The organism is Marinobacter zhanjiangensis, from assembly GCF_014651935.1.
GTDB lineage: Bacteria > Pseudomonadota > Gammaproteobacteria > Pseudomonadales > Oleiphilaceae > Marinobacter > Marinobacter zhanjiangensis.
The window spans coordinates 263321-282927 of the sequence record NZ_BMXV01000006.1 but is presented as its reverse complement, the minus strand read 5'-3'; the positions used below and the strand labels follow the sequence as shown (position 1 = coordinate 282927).

The window sequence follows — 19607 nt, the reverse complement described above, 5'->3', positions numbered from 1 at the left end:
TTTCAGTCAAACGCCCAGCGCAGGAACTCCCGCTTCTCCTCACCGCTGGCGCGTTCCCACAGCACCTTGAGGCCATCCAGCGTGTCCATGCGGTTATTGCCCTGCCCCTGTACAACTGGCGCGGGCGCACCTGTGGGCCGGCCAGTCACCACGTTCGCCTCACCACTGGTACCGGACGACGGCTGGCTGGCGACCTGCTGCTGTTGCGGATAGCCCTCAAATGGCTCCGAGCGGGCAACCACGCTGCCGTCGTCGGTGATCAGTTCAGCGCTGAAGCTGGAGGCGAACCGCTGCGCTTCGCGGCGAGTGGTCACTTCAGGAATGTCGAAGCGATACACCTCACCGGGGCGGGTGTTGATCGTAAACTGCTGGGGCGCGCTCTCCACCACATGAACCGCCGACTCGCCATCGCGGATCACGCCACTCTTGGCCCAGATGGTCTTGTGGGTGAAGACCACCGTGTTGGTACCTGGCAGCAACTCGTAATCGATTGCCAGATCGTCCATCAGGAAGTTGCCAACCCGGCGCCCGTTGACCTCGCGCACCTTGACCGACGAGGGAGCCTTGAGCACTGCGACTTCACCGGATGCCTCACCGTCCCAGGTCTGGACCCGCGACATACCGGTACTGCAACCGGATACCACCACAATCGCCAGTGCCGGCACCAACAGTTTCAGCCAGCTGAGCCCGGTCCTCGGAACCTTGATATACCTTGCAAGCATTCGGTCGTTCTCCATGGATAACATTGAGTCTGTGCGGGGCTGTTGGAAGCCCGCCGGTTGATGGGGGCATTCTGACCACAGACCTGTTCAGGCGCAAGTCCGTGATAAAGAAGCATTCTACTGGCGAATTGTAAAAAAGTGTTGAATTCGGCAGAAATTGGTTTAATTTTATGTCATGTGTCCTGAATTTTGCGATTGTCGATCCGTATCAGGATAGCTCGCTGTAACCAGCGCCCGGACCCGGGCGAAGTGCAGTCCACAGTCAAGTAGTAGGAGGCTACCATGGATACCAACATCCGAGCAGGCGAGGCTACCCCGACACCATTCCGCAGCAGTCGTTACTTCTGCGTGGGAGGGAAATGGTACTTCACAACACGGGAAGGATTTGACAGCGGTCCCTTTGCCACACGGGAGCGTGCCGAAATCGGCCTCAAGCGGTTCCTGCATGTGATCAACATGCTGCCCCATGATGCCCGGGAGTTGCGAGTTCACTGACACCATGGACCGCAGAACCGGGCTAACGCATGGATGCGTCTCTGGCAATCGCCGCTACCCCTTGTCGGCCCTGTTCTGCTATTGCCCCCTGAAATGATCATAGCCCATCGGCACACTGACCTCTTCGATAACCCCGTCCGCGTGCATCAGACGCAACCCGGAACCGGCACACACCTTACCGACCACCCAAAGGCTGTCGGCCACGCTGCCCGGCAACTGCTCCAGCGCTGAATGTGGCAGAATCACGCAGAGCTCATAGTCATCGCCACCGTTCAGGGCCTGATCCAGAGTCGCCTGGGTGCCATCGAAATTCCGTGGTACCCGGCCCGGCTCCAGTTCTGCCCCCACCCCTGAGGCCTCGAGGATATGGCCGAGATCCGCCAGCAGCCCGTCGGAAATATCGATGGCGGCGGTAGCCAGTCCTCGCAGCTGACGGCCCAGTTCGCACCGGGGCTGAGGGCGATGGTAACGGGCAAGGAACCCCTCCGCCGAAGCCGGAGGACTGGCTGCCTCCAGCCAGCTCAGTGCAGCCGCCGCCCCGCCCAGCGGGCCGGTGACAGCCACCAGTTCCCCGGACCGGGCGCCGCTGCGCCGGATCGCCTGACCTTCGGGCACTGTTCCGTGAACCTGTATGGTCAGTGTCAGCGGCCCCCGCGTGATATCACCTCCCGCCAGAGCAATACCGAACGCACGGGACGCCTCTTCCAGCCCACCCACAAGCGACTTTGCCCAGCCCGGATCGGCATCGGGAAGCGTCAGCGCCAGCGTGTAACAGACCGGATCGGCCCCCATGGCCGCCAGATCACTGACGGCAGCGGCCAGCGAACGCCAGCCAAGCCGGACCGGGTCATACCCGGCAGGAAAGTGGACCCCGGCCACCAGGGTATCGATGGAAAAGACCAGCTCATGCCCTGGTGGCACGCGCTGGATGGCGCAGTCATCCCCCGGCCCCAGAACCACACCGTCCTGCCAGGTGGCTTCCGCCAACGGACGGAAAAGGGTGCGGATCAGCTCGAACTCACCCATGGCGGAATCTACGACTGCCGGGGACGGGTTTCCGCCAGGCGGAGACGCTGGCTCAGCTTGTCCAGCAGACTGTTGACAAATTTATGCCCTTCGGTGCCACCGAAACGCTTGGCCAGCTCGATACCCTCGTTAATGACCACCCGGTAGGGCACGTCGACGCGATACTTGAGTTCATAGGCGCCGATACGCACGATAGCCAGCTCAATGGGATCCACTTCCGCCAGTGGACGGTCCAGCAGTGGTTCGATCACCCCGTCCAGCCCGGACTGCTCCCGGTGAACGCCCCGGAGCAGGTCGCGGAAGAATGCCGAGTCCACCTTGGTCATGTCGTTGTCGACCATGAACTCGGCCTCGATATCATTGATCGGACTCTTGCTGAAATGACGGTGATAGAGTGCCTGCAGGGCCAGGGCCCGTGCACGCCGGCGATCACCGGCCTTGGGCTTGCCCGGGGCGGATGCGCCCGACGCTGTGCTGTCCTGGTCGCTCATCACTCACCCAGCTTGTTGAACAGGCTGACCATTTCCAGCGCGGTAATAGCTGCTTCGGCGCCCTTGTTGCCAGCCTTGGTGCCGGAACGTTCGATAGCCTGCTCTATGGAGTCCACGGTCAGCACACCAAAGGTGACCGGTACGTCTGTTTCCAGGCTGACAGCGCCCAGGCCACTGGCGGCTTCACCCGCCACGTACTCGAAGTGGGGTGTGCCACCACGGATCACCGCCCCCAGGGCGATAATGGCGTCGAAGTTGCCGGTCTCCGCCACCCGCTTCACGGCCAGGGGCATCTCGTAGGCGCCGGGTACCCGCACGATGGTGATGTCGTCATCGGCAATGCCGTGGCGGCGCAGGGTATCCACCGCGCCCTCCACCAGGCTTTCCACGACGAACCCGTTGAAACGTCCGACCACCAGCGCATAACGCCCTGCGCACTGCCGAAAATCCCCTTCAATAACCTTGATATCTGACATTGTCATTCCTGTTCCGGGCCGGGGGCCCGGATATCCGTTGAATTCTGGTTTTAACTACCGGTGTAGGGTACATATTCCACAACTTCCAGATCGAAGCCGGAAATGGCGGAGAATTTGATCGGGGCACTAAGCAGTCGCATCTGGCCGACGCCGCAGTCCCGCAGGATCTGGGAACCGGTGCCGACCGTGAAGTAGACACCGGAACTGCCGCCCTTGCCAGCCTTGGCGGGCCCTTCCCCGAAGAACTCGTGAATCCGGTCCTCCAGGTTGTAACTGTCCTCGGCGCTGTTCAGCAGAACCACGACCCCTTTGCCTTCTTCGGCCACTTTCTCCAGGGCATGGTGCAGCGGCCAGCTATGAGACCCCTTGCGACGGGCGCCCAGCAGGTCGCGAAGGGTATCGGTGACATGGACCCGCACCATTGTCGGCGACTCGGCCCGGACATCACCCATGACCAGGGCCAGGTGCGTTCCGCCCTGAATACTGTCGCGGTAGGTGCGCAGATTGAACACACCATACTCCGTATCCAGATCGTACTGCTCCACGCACTCGATGGTGCGTTCATTCATGGTGCGGTAGTGGATCAGGTCTGCGATGGTGCCAATCTTCAGCTCATGCCGCGCGGCAAACTTTTCCAGGTCTTCGCGGCGTGCCATGGAGCCATCGTCGTTCATGATCTCGCAGATCACGCCCGCCGGCTCACCGCCTGCCAGGGCAGCCAGATCGCAGGATGCCTCGGTATGCCCTGCGCGGCTAAGCACGCCGCCGGGGTCCGCCATCAGCGGGAAGATATGCCCCGGCTGCACCAGGTCCGCCGCCGTTGCGTTGCGGGCCACGGCGGCCTGCACGGTCCGGGCACGGTCCGCAGCGGAGATACCGGTGGTCACCCCTTCTGCCGCTTCGATGGAGAGGGTGAACTTGGTACCAAACCCCGAGTTATTGCTCTGCACCATCAGCGAAAGGCCCAGCTGGTCACAGCGCTGCCGGGACATGGGCATGCAGATCAGACCACGACCAAAGCGGGCCATGAAATTGATGGACTCCGCCGTGCAATGTTCGGCGGCCATGACCAGGTCGCCTTCGTTCTCACGGTCTTCGTCGTCCATGAGAATCACCATCTTGCCCTGACGGATGTCCTCGATAATCTCTTCAACGGTGTTCAGTGCCATAGTATTCCACAGTCTCCCGGCCAGCGCAGGGCTGCCGTGATGTTGATGCATGGGTCGCCAGGCCGCGTCAGCTGCCCGCAGGTGATTTGGGCGACAGGACCTTGGGCGCCAGTACCAGCCGTGTATCCACGCCGAACTGGCGCCGGTCAGTGACCAGCCACTCGATTTTCTCGCACATGTCCCTGAATGGCAGCCTGGCAGTCGGCCTGCCTTCACTGCCAAGGAAAACAGGCGCCTGGTAGAGCCAAAGCTCATCAAGCAGCCCCTCGACGATGAAAGCGCCCGCAAGGGTCGGCCCCGCCTCCACCAGCAGTTCGTTTACCCCCAGCTCGCCAAGCCTGTCCAGCAACTGCCCCAGGTTGACACCGCTGTCCTGCCAGCCCACTCCGTTGAGGGTTACCCCTAGAGCGGCCAGATCCTGCGCAGCAGGGGACGACAGCGCCTCGGAGGAGCAGAACAGGTGGACATCGCCCCCCTGCAGTATGCTGGCGGTGGATGGCGTACGGGCATCCCGGTCGGCAATCAGCCTCAAGGGCTGGCGCGACGGTTCAGTCGCATCTCCGGTATCACCCAGCTCATTGCGCCGCACAGTCAGCGACGGGTCATCCACCAGTACCGTGTTCACACCGGTGAGAATGGCATCGCTCATGGCACGCAGGCGCTGCACATCGCTGCGTGATTCCGGGCCGGTAATCCACTTGCTCTCCCCGGACGCCATGGCGGTTCGCCCGTCCAGACTGGCGGCCATCTTCAGGCGCACCCAGGGGCGCCCGGTCTTCATGCGTTTGAGAAAACCGGGGTTCAGCCGCGCAGCTTCCTCCCGGAGCAGGCCCTCCTTGACGCGAACGCCCGCATCCCGCAGTTGCTGCAGGCCACGACCGGAAACGCTGGGGTTGGGATCCTCGCTGGCCACCACCACCCTGGCCACACCCGATTCGATCAGAGCCCGGGAACAGGGCGGAGTCCGCCCAAAATGGCTACAGGGCTCAAGAGTGACGTAGGCAGTGGCACCCCGTGCATCCTGTCCTGCCTGGCTCAGGGCCCTCACTTCCGCATGGGCCTCGCCGGCACGCTCGTGCCAGCCTTCCCCCAGCACCCGGTCACCCCGGGCGATCACGCAACCCACGCGCGGGTTGGGATGCGTGGAATAACGACCACGCCAGGCCAACTGAATGGCCCGGGCCATCATGGCGACATCCTGGGCTTGTGTCATGAAGTACCTTCGGTTGAGTCCCGGTCGGCAAGCACCCTGGCCACATCAGCCGGGTCGGCACCGTCCGACAGCCGCTCGATCTCCTCCTTGAACTCGTTGATATCCTGGAAGCTCCGGTAAACGGAAGCGAAACGCACGTAAGCTACCTTGTCCAGCTGGCGCAGCTCGGTCATCACTTCTTCGCCCAGCGTCATCGACTTCACTTCCCGCTCACCGGTCGCCCGCAGGCGATAGCGGATCCGGTTGAGGGCGGCGTCGATCTGCTCGATGCTGACGGGGCGTTTCTCCAGGGCCTTCATCAGCCCGGCCCGCAGCTTTTCCTCGTCGAAGGGCTGGCGGGTGCCGTCCTGCTTGACCACCCGGGGCATGACCAGCTCCGCGCTTTCGAACGTGGTGAAACGTTCGCGGCATGACAGGCACTCCCTGCGGCGGCGCACCTGATCACCCTCGGCCACCAGCCGGGAGTCGATCACTTTGGTATCGGCTTCACCACAGAAAGGACATTGCATAGTCGGACGCTCCGATAGAAACAGGCCACTCCGTTACCGCAGCGGCCATGACAGATTACCCGGCGGTATCAGTCGGTGTAGACCGGGAAACGGGCACAAAGGGCTTGCACCTGCTCGCGAACCTCGCCGATCAGGGCTTCGTTTTCCAGGTTATCCAGAATATCGCACATCCAGCCCGCCAGATCGCGGCACTCGCTCTCGCCAAAGCCGCGGGTTGTGACCGCCGGCGTACCGATACGCAGACCGGAGGTCACGAACGGAGAGCGGGGGTCGTTGGGCACCGCATTCTTGTTGACGGTAATATGGGCTCTTCCCAGTGCAGCATCCGCATCCTTGCCGGTAATATCCTGCTTGATCAGGCTGACCAGGAACAGGTGATTCCGCGTGCCACCGGAAACCACGTCATAACCGCGTTCAATGAACACCTCCGCCATGGCAGCCGCATTCTTGACTACCTGCTTCTGATAGGCCTTGAATTCGTCGTTCATGGCTTCCTTGAAACAAACGGCCTTGGCGGCGATCACGTGCATCAGTGGGCCACCCTGACCGCCCGGGAAAACAGCGGAATTCAGTTTTTTCTGCAGGGCTTCGTCGTCGCAAGCCAGGATCAGGCCACCACGGGGACCACGCAGGGTCTTGTGGGTAGTGGTTGCCACAACGTGGGCATGGGGAACCGGATCCGGATAGACACCGGCAGCCACCAGCCCCGCCACATGGGCCATATCCACGAACAGGTAGGCGCCAATCTTGTCGGCAATCTTGCGGAAGCGGGCAAAGTCGAGCTCCTGGGAATAGGCGGAGAAGCCGGCAATGATCATCTTCGGCTTGTGCTCGACGGCCATGGCCTCCACTTCGTCATAGTCGATCAGGCCGGTATCCGTGTTGATGCCGTACTGGACGGCATTGTAGATCTTGCCGGAAAAGTTGACGGTGGCGCCGTGGGTCAGGTGGCCACCGTGGGCCAGGCTCATGCCCAGCACAGTATCCCCCGGCTTCAGCAGGGCCATGAAGACGGCCGAGTTGGCCTGGGAGCCGGAGTGAGGCTGTACGTTGGCATAGGCGGCGCCAAACAGCTCTTTGGCGCGGTCGATAGCCAGCTGCTCCGCCACATCAACAAATTCACAGCCACCGTAGTAACGCTTGCCGGGGTAGCCTTCGGCGTATTTGTTGGTCAATACGCTACCCTGGGCTTCCATCACACGGGGGCTGGTGTAGTTTTCCGATGCAATCAGTTCAATGTGAGCTTCCTGACGCGTTTCCTCCGCCTGCATGGCGCTCCACAGCTCGTCATCAAAGCCGGCGATTTTCATATCACGGTTAAACATGCGTTGCCCCTGTCTGTGTGGCTGGCCCCGGACATAGCCCCGCATCCGGCTAACTCGTTACGCTACGGGTGAGCGAGTTCGCCGGACGGGACACTTGCACCCCGGAATCCCTGAAAAATTGGGCCGCTATTCTATCTTGATTCCGGGTAAAAAATCATCCTTTACGGCGTCCGCAGATACCGGCACGCGGGCCTGTTCCGCTCTGCGCCAATTGCTATCCCCAATAGGTTTAGATACCTTACGGGGTTCTGCTTTCAAGCAGGCGACAATCCGGCCTGCGTTAAAGAATTTTTTTGCCACGGAATCCACCTCTTTTTCCGTGTTCTTCCGTGGATTCCGTGGCAATTTCTGTAAAAGAGGACAAAGCCAACATGGCCCAGTACGTTTATACCATGAACCACGTGGGCAAGGTGGTTCCGCCCAAGCGCGAAATTCTCAAGGATATCTCCCTGAGCTTCTTCCCCGGCGCCAAAATTGGGGTGCTCGGCCTGAACGGGGCCGGTAAATCCACCCTGCTGCGCATTATGGCCGGGGTGGACCAGGATTACATCGGCGAAGCCCGCCCCCAGCCCGGCATCAACGTGGGCTACCTGCCCCAGGAACCGGAACTGGACGACGACAAGACCGTCAAGGAAATCGTCGACGAGTCTGTGTCCGGTGTTCACGACGCACTGGCGGCCCTGGACCAGGTTTACGCGGACTATGCCGAACCGGATGCCGACTTTGACGCTCTGGCCAAAAGACAGGGCGAGCTGGAAGCCTACATCCAGGCCACTGACGGCCATGATATCGAACGCAAGATGGAAGTGGCTGCGGATGCCCTGAGACTGCCACCATGGGAACAGAAGGTCGCCAACCTTTCCGGTGGTGAGCGCCGCCGGGTGGCCCTGTGCCGCCTGCTGTTGTCCAGCCCCGACATGCTTCTGCTGGACGAGCCCACCAACCACCTGGATGCGGAATCCGTGGCCTGGCTGGAGCGTTTCCTGCACGACTACAGCGGCACCGTGGTAGCCATTACCCACGACCGTTACTTCCTCGACAATGTAGCGGGCTGGATCCTGGAACTGGACCGCGGCCAGGGCATTCCCTTTGAGGGCAATTACAGCCAGTGGCTGGAGAACAAGGAAAAGCGCCTGGAAATGGAGTCCAAGCAGGAGGCTTCCCACCAGAAGGCCGTCAAGCAGGAGCTGGAGTGGGTTCGAAGCAACGCCAAGGGCCGTCAGTCCAAGAGCAAGGCCCGCCTGGCCCGCTTCGAGGAGATGAGCTCCCAGGAGTTCCAGAAGCGCAACGAGACCAACGAACTTTACATTCCGCCCGGCCCGCGCCTGGGCGACAAGGTCATTGAAGTTGACGGCATCAGCAAGTCGTTCGAAGACCGGCTGCTTTATGAGGATGTGTCCTTCCGGGTTCCGCCGGGGGCCATCGTGGGCATCATCGGCGGTAACGGCGCCGGCAAGTCCACCCTGTTCAAGATGATTGCCGGATACGACAAGCCGGATTCCGGCGACATCGTGGTTGGCGAGACCGTGAAACTGGCCTACGTGGACCAGATGCGCGACCTGGACGGCAGCAAGACCGTGTGGGAAGAGCTCTCCGACGGCAACGACATCATCAAGATCGGCAACTACGAAACCCCGTCCCGTGCTTATGTGGGCCGCTTCAACTTCAAGGGCAGCGACCAGCAGAAGCGTGTCGGGGACCTGTCCGGCGGTGAGCGTAACCGTCTGCACCTGGCCAAACTGCTCAAGCAGGGTGGCAACGTACTGCTGCTGGATGAGCCCACCAACGACCTGGACGTGGAAACCCTCCGCGCCCTGGAAGAGGCGCTACTGAACTTCCCGGGCTCCGCCCTGGTGATCTCCCACGACCGCTGGTTCCTGGACCGGGTAGCCACCCACATCCTCGCTTTCGAGGATGATGGTGAAGTGGTCTACTTCGAAGGCAACTTCAGCGAGTACGACGAGGACTTCAAGAAGCGCAAGGGTGACTCGGCCATGCAGCCCCAGCGAATGAAACACACGAAGCTGGCGTAAGGTACGAACCCGCTACTCGTCTACCTCCCCCCTCACCCAACCCCTTTCCCTTCAGGGGAGAGGGGCTTGAAACGGACCCCAGGCTGGACCAGATTCTCCCCTCTCCCTTGAGGGGAGAGCGGCCGGGGGTGAGGGTGGAGACTCCCCCGAACCAATCAGGACTCACCCATGGCCAAAGTAAAAACCGCCTTTGTCTGCACCGAGTGCGGCGCCGACTACTCCAAATGGCAGGGTCAATGCGGCGCCTGTCACGGCTGGAACACCATCAGTGAGGTTCGCGGCGTCAGTGGCAGCAACGCCAAGGGCGCCCGCGGTGCCCGCTTCGAAGGCTTTGCCGGCAGCCTGACCGCGGTGAAGAGCCTGGACGAGGTCAGCCTTGCCGAGCAGCCCCGCATCAGCACGGGCATGCAGGAGTTCGACCGGGTGCTTGGCGGTGGACTGGTGGAGGGTTCCGCAGTACTGATGGGCGGGCACCCCGGCGCCGGCAAGAGCACGCTGCTATTGCAGGCGGTCTGCCATCTGGCGGAGAAGACTCCCGCCCTTTACGTCACTGGCGAAGAATCCCTGCAACAGGTGGCCATGCGGGCCAGGCGTCTGGGTGTGCCCACCAAAGACCTGAAGATGCTGTCGGAAACCAGCGTCGAACGGCTGATGCAGGTAGCAGAGGCGGAAAAGCCGAAAATCCTGGTGGTGGACAGTATCCAGGTGATGCATGTGGCGGATATCGAATCCGCCCCCGGGTCCGTCTCCCAGGTACGGGAAAGCGCCGCCTACCTGACCCGTTTTGCCAAGCAGACGGGCACCATCCTGTTCCTGGTAGGTCATGTCACCAAGGACGGCAGCCTGGCCGGCCCCAAGGTCCTGGAACACATGATTGACTGCTCGATCCTGCTGGAGGGCTCCAGCGACAGCCGCTATCGCACCCTGCGGGGCATCAAGAACCGCTTCGGCGCGGTCAATGAGCTGGGCGTGTTTGCCATGCTGGAACAGGGTCTGAAAGAGGTAAAGAACCCCAGCGCCATCTTCCTCAACCGGGGTGAGGAAGCCGCTCCGGGTAGCGTGGTGATGGTGGTCTGGGAAGGCACCCGGCCCATGCTGGTGGAGATACAGGCACTGGTGGACATGGCTCAGGGCAGTTACCCGCGCCGGGTCGCCGTGGGCCTGGACCAGAACCGGCTGGCCATGCTGCTCGCGGTACTGCACCGCCATGGCGGTATGCATGTGTCGGATCAGGATGTGTTTGTCAATGTGGTCGGCGGCGTCAAGGTGGCGGAAACCAGCGCCGACCTGGCCCTGCTGGCTGCTATCGTCTCCTCCTTCCGCGACCGCGCCCTGCCCCAGGATCTGGTGATCTTCGGCGAAGTCGGCCTGTCCGGCGAGATCCGCCCCGTACCTTCAGGGCAGGAACGGATTTATGAGGCCGCCAAGCACGGTTTCACCCGTGCGCTTGTACCCAAGGCCAACGCGCCCCGCAAGGGTATTGAGGGGATGAAGGTGATTCCGGTGACCAAATTGAGTGAGGCTTTAGCGGCGCTAGAGGACCTATAGGCCAGCTAAATCTTAATGGTTTAGTAGCCTGATAGTTTGGTGCCGGGGCGACAGGTCGAGAACCTTTTCCCGGACACGCCGTGAATCCATCCATGGAGGCTCTTCGAAAACCTTTACGGCTAACTGCTCCTGCGTCGCCGTAAAGGTCCTAGCCCGGCCATCCATGGCCGGGCCGTGAAACGCCGGCGCGTTCCACCCCTGTTTTCGAAGGTCCGGGAAAAGGTTCTCGACCTATCTCCTTATCCATCTTCGCAGTTAACGCTTGGCGGATTATTCGATCAGATGCGAAAGCTCACGCTCAAGAAGCGCTGCATCGCCAAGGTTCAGTTCTACCAAGCGCTTCAAATGAGAGGCGCTTTCGAGATCAATGTACTCAATCTTGAAGCCCAACCGGTCCGGCTCGAGGTGGCGCAAGGTAACCGCCATGACGATGGCGCTTTCGTGGTCATTCAGATGGATGGTCAACTCGCAGGGCTCGCCCTCGGACGCCGCCCAGCCGGCCGGGCGGCTGACCAGGACGCCTTTCAGGGAGATATCCAGAACATCAGCCGTCTGCATGTCGTCCTGCCAGTGGAGATCACAGGGCGCATCAAAGTGGATTCGATGGAAGCGACGCTTTTCGGGGGTATTTTCGTCCAATGCCTTGCTCCCGGGTCCATGTTCTTGTCTTTTCATGACTATAGACCTCTCAGAGATTTGATACCACTGCCGGGAACGCAGGGACAGTTGATGTAAGGGTTGGGCACAGAGCAAAAGTTAACTGCATAATCTGCCGAGGAAGCAGGCCGGTAACTCTTTCCTGGACCGTCGAGCGCCAGGGAAGGCGCTCGTCGAGCCCTACAGGGACGTACTTGCGGGGCGTGTCTAGGAAAGAGTTACCGGCCTGATTCCGACCGGCACAAGGTAGAAGTCAACAGAGAATCAACCGTTCAACTTAACGATGGTACTCCCCACTCAGTTCGACAACCGCCTCGATAAACGCCCCGGCATGCTCCGGATCCACATCCGGTGTAATGCCATGCCCCAGATTGAAGATGTGACCAGGACCCGGGCCATAACGCTTCAGGATATCCGCCACCTCCTCACGAATCCGCTCCTTCGGCGCGTACAGCATGGCAGGATCCATATTGCCCTGCAGGGCCACCTGGTCCCCCACGCGGGCCCGGGCATTGCCAATATCAGTGGTCCAGTCCAGACCCAGCGCATCAGCACCCGACTGCGCCATGGACTCCAGCCACTGGCCGCCATTCTTGGTGAAGATAATCAGCGGCACCCGGCGCCCGTCGCTCTCGCGAATCAGACCGTCGGCAATCTTCTTCATATAGGCCAGCGAAAACTCCTGGTAGGCCCAGCTACTCAGCACCCCACCCCAGGTATCAAAAATCTGAACCGCCTGGGCGCCGGCCCGGATCTGACTGTTCAGGTAATCGATCACCGAATTCGCCAGATGATCCAGCAACCGATGCATCACCTCCGGCTGACCGTACATCAGCTTCTTGGCTTCGCGGAAATCCTTGGACGAGCTACCTTCGATCATGTAAGTGGCGAGCGTCCAGGGGCTGCCAGAAAAGCCGATCAACGGCACCCGGCCATTGAGTGCGCCGCGGATCGTGGAGACCGCATTCATTACATAATCCAGATCCACATCCGCTTTGAGGGTTGGCAGCGCCGCCACATCCGCTTCCGAACGAATCACATTGCGGAACTTGGGCCCCTCACCGGTCTCGAAATACAGGCCCAGGCCCAAGGCATCCGGAATGGTCAGGATATCCGAGAACAGGATCGCCCCATCCAGCGGAAAACGCTCCAGCGGCTGCAGGGTCACCTCACAGGCCAGCGGCGTGTTCTTGCACAGACTCAGAAAGTCCCCGGCCTTTTCCCGGGTGGCCCGGTACTCCGGCAGGTAGCGCCCCGCCTGGCGCATCATCCAGACCGGCGTACGGTCAACAGGCTGGCGCATCAGGGCGCGGAGGAGGCGGTCGTTCTTCAGTTCGCTCATAGTGATTCCTGATCTGCGGAGTGACTAACCGGGCGGGCACTCCCGTGTACTGGGAAATGTTCAAACAGGCGGCAATGATAACGTGTTTGACGCAATAAAAAAGGGCGGCCTGCTGAACCAGGACGCCCCTTGATACGCATCAGATGTCGATTGGTTCAGACATCCAGGTAGTCCAGGATCCCCTCGGCGGCCTCACGGCCTTCCCAGATTGCCGTAACTACCAGGTCCGAGCCGCGGACCATATCGCCACCGGCGAAGATCTTGGCATTGGTCGTCTGGAAGGCAAATTCCGCTTCCTCGGGCGCGCTTACACGGCCGGAATCGTCGGTACCCACCTTCAGCTCATCGAACCAGTCAGCCGGACTGGGGCGGAAGCCGAAGGCCACCAACACCGCGTCCGCCGGGATAACCTCCTCACTTCCCGGCACCACTTCCGGGCGGCGACGGCCATTTTCATCCGGCTCGCCAAGCTTGGTCTGTACCACCTTGACACCTTCGACCCGGTCCTCGCCGATGATCGCGATGGGTTGGCGGTTGAACATGAACTTGACGCCTTCCTCCTTGGCATTCGCCACCTCACGGCGTGAACCCGGCATGTTCGCCTCGTCACGGCGGTAAGCACAGGTGACGCTGGCTGCCTGCTGACGGATGGAGGTGCGATTGCAGTCCATGGCAGTATCACCGCCACCAAGTACCACGACCCGCTTGCCTTTCATATCAACGAAATCGCCTGCGTTCTTCTCGAAGCCAAGGCGACGATTCACGTTGGACACCAGGAATGGCAGAGCGTCGTGCACGCCATCCAGCTCCTCGCCCGGGAAGCCACCTTTCATGTAGGTATAGGTGCCCATGCCCATGAAGACCGCATCATATTCGTCAATAATGTCCTGCAACTGGACATCCTTGCCCACCTCGGTTTCCAGGCGGAACTCGACGCCCATGCCTTCGAACACCTCACGACGGCGTGTCATCACGGTCTTTTCCAGCTTGAACTCGGGGATACCAAAGGTCAGCAGGCCGCCGATCTCCGGGTAACGGTCGAACACCACCGGCTTGACCCCATTGCGCACCAGCACGTCCGCACAGCCAAGGCCCGCAGGCCCTGCGCCGATTACCGCCACCTTCCGATCAGTCCACTTGACCTCGGACAGATCCGGTTTCCAGCCCAGCGCGAAGGCGGTGTCGGTGATGTACTTTTCCACGGAACCGATGGTCACCGCGCCATAGCCATCGTTCAGGGTGCACGCCCCTTCACACAGACGATCCTGGGGGCATACGCGGCCACAGACCTCAGGCAGCGAGTTGGTCTCGTGGCACAGCTCCACAGCCCGCATGATGTTGCCCTCAGACACCAGCTTGAGCCAGTTGGGAATATAGTTGTGAACCGGGCATTTCCACTCGCAATAGGGGTTGCCGCACTCCAGGCACCGGTGTGACTGGCTGCTGGCATCCGCCGCCTCGAACTGGTAATAGATTTCGCCGAAGTTCTTGCGACGTTTGCTGGCAGGCACTTTTTTCGGGTCGACGCGGCCTACCTGCACAAACTGAAAATCGTTGTTCAGTCGTTCTTTCATCGTAACGCTCTCATCATCGTGATTTCGACGGGCCGCCCCGGTTGAGCGGGGCCGGCCACTGACTACGGTTGACGGTGGCCCGTTACTCCGGACGTGCCCGGGTGCTGGCCAGCAGGCTCTTGAGATTGGCCGCCTTTGGCTTCAGCAGCCAGAAACGGCCAACGTAGTCGTCGAAATTTTCAAGGATATGGCGGGCCCATTCGCTACCGGTTTCATCCACGTGCTCTGCGATCACGCCGCGCAGGTGATTACGGTAGGGCTCCATGTCCTCGCTGGAAATCCGCTGGATCTCCACCAGTTCGTGATTGTACTTGTCCACGAAGGTGTTGTTCTGGTCCAGCACGTAGGCAAAGCCACCGGTCATGCCGGCCCCGAAGTTGTGTCCGGTACTGCCGAGCACCGCCACCAGGCCGCCGGTCATGTATTCACAGCAGTGGTCACCAGCGCCTTCCACAACCGCGTGGGCGCCCGAGTTGCGAACGCCAAAGCGTTCACCTGCCGTGCCTGCGGCGAACAGCTTGCCGCCAGTAGCGCCGTACAGGCAAGTGTTACCCACGATCGCCGTTTCCTGGGACTTGAACGAGCTGACCGCTGGCGGGCGAACCACCAGCTTGCCACCGGTCATGCCTTTGCCCACATAGTCGTTGGCATCGCCTTCCAGGTGCATGTGCAGGCCACCCACGTTCCAGACACCAAAACTCTGGCCTGCGGTACCGGTCAGGTTAAGCACGACCGGGCTGCCCACCATGCCCTGGTTGCCATGAAGCTGGGCGATCTCACCGGACAGGCGGGCGCCGATGGAGCGGTCACAGTTGGTGACCTTGAAGTCCCAGGTGCCGCCTTTGCGGTCCGCAATGGCATCGGCCGTTTCACTGACCATCCGCTCTGCCAGGGCACCTTCATCAAACGGGTGGTTGCGCTCAACCTGACAGGTCTGGGGCTTGTCCGCCGGAATATGGTCATTGTGCAGCAGATGGCTGAGATCCAGGCGCTTCTGGCGCTCGGTGTCACCAGGCAGGCGCTCCAGCAGGTCCACGCGGCCCACCAGCTCCTCCAGGTTGCGCACGCCCAGCTTCGCCATCCACTCACGGGTTTCCGCCGCCACAAAGCGGAAGAAGTTCATGGCCATTTCCACCGTGCCCTTGAAGTGCTCCTCCCGCAGGTAGTCATCCTGGGTGGCCACACCGGTGGCACAGTTGTTCAGGTGGCAGATGCGCAGGTACTTACAGCCCAGGGCGACCATGGGCGTAGTGCCAAAGCCGAAGCTCTCGGCGCCCAGTATGGCGCCCTTGACCACGTCCAGACCGGTCTTGATACCGCCGTCTGTCTGCAGGCGGATCTTGCCCCGCAGGTCGTTGGCCCGAAGGGCCTGCTGGGTCTCGCTCAGGCCCAGTTCCCAGGGGGAGCCGGCATAGCGGATGGACGTCAGCGGACTGGCAGCGGTACCACCGTCATAACCGGACACCGTGATAAGATCGGCATAGGCCTTGGCAACACCGGCCGCGATCGTACCAACACCCGGCTCGGAAACCAGTTTTACCGACACCAGCGCCTTGGGGTTGACCTGCTTGAGGTCAAAGATCAACTGTGCCAGATCCTCGATGGAATAGATGTCGTGATGCGGCGGCGGCGAAATCAGGGTGACGCCGGGCACGGAGTAACGCAGCCGTGCAATCAGCGCGTTGACCTTGCCGCCGGGCAGCTGACCACCTTCACCCGGCTTGGCGCCCTGGGCCACCTTGATCTGCATGACGTCGGCGCTACGCAGGTACTCGGCGGTCACACCAAATCGGCCGGAGGCTACCTGCTTGATCTTGGAGCGCTTCTCGGTGCCATAGCGGGCCGGATCCTCGCCGCCCTCACCGGAGTTGGAACGCCCGCCGAGGGTATTCATGGCCACCGCCAGGGCTTCGTGCGCTTCCGGTGACAGGGCCCCAAGGGACATGGCTGCGGAATCGAAGCGCGGGAAAATCTTCTCCACCGGCTCCACCTCGTCGATATCCACCGGCTTGATGTCCTCGCGGAAGGCCAGCAGGTCACGGAGCGTGGATACCGGGCGATTGTTCACCAGTCCGGCATATTCCTGGTACTGGCCATAGTCGCCGCTGGTGACGGCCGCCTGCAGGGTGGTGACCACATCCGGATTGAAGGCGTGATATTCCTGACCATGCACATACTTGAGCAGGCCGCCCTGGGTGATTGACTTGCGCCGTTTCCAGGCGGTCGCTGCCAGCTGTTCCTGGTCCTGCTGGAAGTCATAGAAGGTGGCGCCCTGGATGCGACTGGGCACACCCCTGAAGCAAAGGTCCACCACCTCGTCGGCGATGCCCACGGCCTCGAACAGCTGGGCACCCCGATAGGAGGTGATGGTGGAGATCCCCATCTTGGACAGGATCTTCAGCAGCCCCTTGTTGATGCCCTTGCGGTAGTTGTTCTTGGCGTCGATCGGGTCGATCAGCATTTCGCCGGTGCGGATCAGATCGTTGATCACCTGATAGGCAAGATAGGGATAGACCGCCGTGGCGCCGAAGCCGAACAGCACCGCGAAATGGTGCGGGTCGCGGGCCCAGCCGGTTTCCACAATGATGTTGGAATCGCAGCGCAGGCCTTTCGCCACCAGGTGGTGGTGGACCGCACCGGTGGCCATAAGGCTGTTGACCGGCAGGTCGCCCTCCTTCAGGTCCTTGTCCGACAGGATCAATAACACCTTGCCATCATCGCGCACTGCCTTCTCGGCCGCTTCGCAGATATCACGGACGCCGTTTTCCAGCCCCCGCTCAGGACTGTAGCTCAGGTGGATCTTGGCCACTTCAAACCCGGGCCGCTCATTACCCTCGATTCGCAGGAACTTGGCCGGCGACAGCACCGGTGTGGTCAGGATAAGCCGGTTGGCGTGCTCAGCGGTTTCCTCGAAGACATTCCGCTCGGCACCAAGGCAGGTTTCCAGGGACATGACCACGGCTTCGCGCAGCGGGTCGATGGCCGGGTTGGTCACCTGGGCGAACTTCTGGCGGAAGTAGTCACCAACGTGGCGAACCTTGCTGGATAACACGGCCATGGGCGTATCGTCACCCATGGAGCCAACGGCTTCCTGGCCATTTTCCGCCAGCGGACGCAGTACCTGATCACGCTCTTCATAGGTGACCATGTACATTTTCTGATGAACCCGGAGTTCGTCGTTGTCCATCAGCTTGAATTCCGGCGTGGCGGTATTCAGGGTGGACTCGACCCGCAGGCCGTTCTCGCGCAGCCATTTCTTGTAGGGCTGGGCGCTCTTGAGACGCTGGTCAATATCCCGGGTGTGCAGCAACTCACCACTTTCGGTGTCCACGGCCAGCATCTGCCCAGGACCGACCCGGCCTTTTGCCACCACGTCCTCGGGCTTGTAGCTGTAAGTGCCGATCTCGGACGCCAGCGTGATGAAGTCATCCCTGGTAATCACCCAGCGGGCCGGGCGCAGGCCGTTGCGATCAAGCATGCAGACTGCATGACGGCCATCGGACAATACCAGGCCAGCGGGCCCGTCCCAGGGCTCCATATGCATGGAGTTATACTCGTAGAACGCCCGTAGCTCGGAATCCATGGTATCCACGTTCTGCCATGCCGGCGGAATCATCATCCGCGCCGCCCGGAACAGGTCAACGCCACCAGCCAGCAACACTTCCAGCATGTTGTCCATACTGGAAGAGTCCGAACCGGTCAGGTTCACCAGCGGCTGCAGGGTCTGCAGGTCGGGCAGATCCGGCGCTTCGAACTTGGCAGCCCGCGCCAGTGCCCAGTTACGGTTGCCTGAGACAGTGTTGATCTCGCCATTGTGGGCCAGATAACGGAACGGCTGGGCCAGTGGCCACTTGGGCATGGTGTTGGTCGAGAAACGCTGGTGGAATACGCAGATCGCTGTCTCGAGGTCCGGGTCACCCAGATCAGGGTAGAACCGGGTCAGGTCCGCTGGCATCATCAGACCCTTGTAGGACAGGGTCTTGTGGGACAGGCTGCAGATGTAGAACTCCTCATCTTCCGCCATGTCGCGCTCGGCCAGGCGCCGGCCAACGAACAGATCGATCGCAAACTGGCGCTCGTTCTGGTCCTTGCCCGGCACCACGAAAACCTGCTCGATCCACGGCAGGCAGTCCTGGGCCATCGGGCCCAGGCAGGAGGGGTCGGTAGGCACCTTGCGCCAGCCCAGAATCTCCAGGCCACGGTCGGTCAGGCGCTGCTCGATGGCCTTGCGACCTGCCTCTGCCCGAGCTTTTTCAGGGCTGAGAAAGACCTGGCCCACTGCAAAAAGATCGCCTGGCTGCTTGCCAAAGGCGGCCTGGGCGGCCTTGCGAAGGAAGCCATCGGGGCTCTGGATAAGGAGGCCACAACCATCGCCGGTCTTGCCGTCTGCAGCGATACCACCTCGGTGGGTCATGCAGGTCAGCGACTCGATGGCAGTTTGCAACAACTTGTGGCTGGCCTCGCCTTTCATGTGCGCGATCAGACCAAAGCCGCAGTTGTCCCTGAATTCATCGGGATGATACAAACCTGTCATCATAAGCGTTCTCTCGCATAAAAATGCTTTTTCTGTCAGCGAGTTAAATACCCGGAGGGTATAAAGCCCCGCCAACACTGAAAAAAAGGGCTGGCTATTTTACACTCGCATAAGTACGTATACAAACAAATATAGTGCCAACCCTGTGGCGCCAATCTCTGCCCTGGCCATAAAAAAAGGCGCTTGCGGCGCCTCTCAGATGTCTTCCAGAGCCCTGATCCAGGGCTGCTGGGAGCGTATCGAGGACGGCAATTCCGCGACGGCAGCCCGGGCTGCCTGCTTCTGCTCGAACCGGCCAAGGTAGACCACGAACCAGTCCCGACCATTTCTCTGGCTTCGAGTGTAACGCAGCCCCTCGAGTTCCGGATAGCGGCGAATAAATGTCGCGGCGGTATCCTCCTGATAACCCGCCACCAGTTGCGCGGTGTAGCCGGAAAGCGCACGCACCTCACGCAGAGGCACAAATCGTTCCGGCATGGCTGCCGCGAATGAG

General features: G+C 61.1%; 16 protein-coding genes. 3 read left to right on the top strand and 13 right to left on the bottom strand.

Features of this window, described 5'->3' with window-relative positions:
- Positions 1-2: 2 nt before the first annotated feature.
- The gene (locus IE079_RS14305; protein WP_189577461.1) at positions 3-722 is read right to left on the bottom strand and encodes a DUF2057 family protein; all 720 of its coding nucleotides are present in this window, start codon (positions 720-722) and stop codon (positions 3-5) included.
- A 282-nt stretch (positions 723-1004) separates the two neighbouring features.
- Between IE079_RS14305 and IE079_RS14300 the strand changes: the two genes are divergently transcribed.
- On the top strand, positions 1005-1217 hold the full coding sequence (locus IE079_RS14300) for a DUF6316 family protein (protein WP_189577460.1): 213 nt from the start codon (positions 1005-1007) through the stop codon (positions 1215-1217).
- Between the two features lie 78 nt (positions 1218-1295).
- Here the strand turns inward: IE079_RS14300 and thiL are convergent, their stop codons facing one another.
- From thiL to glyA, 7 genes are all read right to left on the bottom strand, one after another.
- Complete coding sequence (thiL, locus tag IE079_RS14295; RefSeq protein ID WP_189577459.1) at positions 1296-2243, bottom strand: thiamine-phosphate kinase; 948 nt, start codon at positions 2241-2243, stop codon at positions 1296-1298.
- An 8-nt stretch (positions 2244-2251) separates the two neighbouring features.
- Positions 2252-2734: a transcription antitermination factor NusB gene (gene nusB, locus IE079_RS14290; RefSeq protein ID WP_189577458.1), complete on the bottom strand. Its 483-nt coding sequence runs from the start codon at positions 2732-2734 to the stop codon at positions 2252-2254.
- Entirely contained in the window at positions 2734-3210 is a 477-nt protein-coding gene (ribH, locus tag IE079_RS14285) for a 6,7-dimethyl-8-ribityllumazine synthase (RefSeq protein ID WP_189577457.1), read from the bottom strand. The genes nusB and ribH overlap by 1 nt, the downstream gene beginning before the upstream one ends.
- A gap of 50 nt (positions 3211-3260) precedes the next feature.
- The gene (gene ribBA, locus IE079_RS14280; RefSeq protein ID WP_189577456.1) at positions 3261-4379 is read right to left on the bottom strand and encodes a bifunctional 3,4-dihydroxy-2-butanone-4-phosphate synthase/GTP cyclohydrolase II; all 1119 of its coding nucleotides are present in this window, start codon (positions 4377-4379) and stop codon (positions 3261-3263) included.
- A gap of 67 nt (positions 4380-4446) precedes the next feature.
- On the bottom strand, positions 4447-5592 hold the full coding sequence (ribD, locus tag IE079_RS14275) for a bifunctional diaminohydroxyphosphoribosylaminopyrimidine deaminase/5-amino-6-(5-phosphoribosylamino)uracil reductase RibD (RefSeq protein WP_189577455.1): 1146 nt from the start codon (positions 5590-5592) through the stop codon (positions 4447-4449).
- On the bottom strand, positions 5589-6101 hold the full coding sequence (gene nrdR, locus IE079_RS14270) for a transcriptional regulator NrdR (RefSeq protein ID WP_189577454.1): 513 nt from the start codon (positions 6099-6101) through the stop codon (positions 5589-5591). Before nrdR ends, ribD begins: the two co-directional genes overlap by 4 nt.
- Positions 6102-6169: 68 nt before the next feature.
- Entirely contained in the window at positions 6170-7426 is a 1257-nt protein-coding gene (glyA, locus tag IE079_RS14265) for a serine hydroxymethyltransferase (RefSeq protein ID WP_189577453.1), read from the bottom strand.
- A gap of 371 nt (positions 7427-7797) precedes the next feature.
- On the opposite strand from glyA, the gene ettA reads away from it, so the two are divergent.
- Positions 7798-9459: an energy-dependent translational throttle protein EttA gene (ettA, locus tag IE079_RS14260; protein WP_189577452.1), complete on the top strand. Its 1662-nt coding sequence runs from the start codon at positions 7798-7800 to the stop codon at positions 9457-9459.
- 168 nt (positions 9460-9627) lie between these two features.
- Positions 9628-11007, top strand: a complete 1380-nt coding sequence (gene radA, locus IE079_RS14255; protein ID WP_189577451.1) for a DNA repair protein RadA — start codon at positions 9628-9630, stop codon at positions 11005-11007.
- A gap of 270 nt (positions 11008-11277) precedes the next feature.
- On the opposite strand, the gene IE079_RS14250 is transcribed toward radA, so the two are convergent.
- The 5 genes from IE079_RS14250 to IE079_RS18880 all read right to left on the bottom strand — a co-directional run.
- Positions 11278-11646 (bottom strand): PilZ domain-containing protein, encoded by a 369-nt coding sequence (locus IE079_RS14250; protein ID WP_265013647.1) that lies wholly within the window; start codon positions 11644-11646, stop codon positions 11278-11280.
- Positions 11647-11941: 295 nt separating this feature from the next.
- Complete coding sequence (hemE, locus tag IE079_RS14245) at positions 11942-13006, bottom strand: uroporphyrinogen decarboxylase (RefSeq protein WP_189577449.1); 1065 nt, start codon at positions 13004-13006, stop codon at positions 11942-11944.
- A gap of 155 nt (positions 13007-13161) precedes the next feature.
- A complete protein-coding gene (locus tag IE079_RS14240) occupies positions 13162-14580 on the bottom strand; it encodes a glutamate synthase subunit beta (RefSeq protein WP_189577448.1) in 1419 nt (472 codons plus the stop codon).
- 82 nt (positions 14581-14662) lie between these two features.
- Positions 14663-19117: a glutamate synthase large subunit gene (gene gltB, locus IE079_RS14235; protein ID WP_189577447.1), complete on the bottom strand. Its 4455-nt coding sequence runs from the start codon at positions 19115-19117 to the stop codon at positions 14663-14665.
- Positions 19118-19309: 192 nt separating this feature from the next.
- Positions 19310-19607 (bottom strand): SPOR domain-containing protein (locus tag IE079_RS18880; protein ID WP_227712515.1); only part of this gene is annotated, 298 nt, incomplete at its 5' end.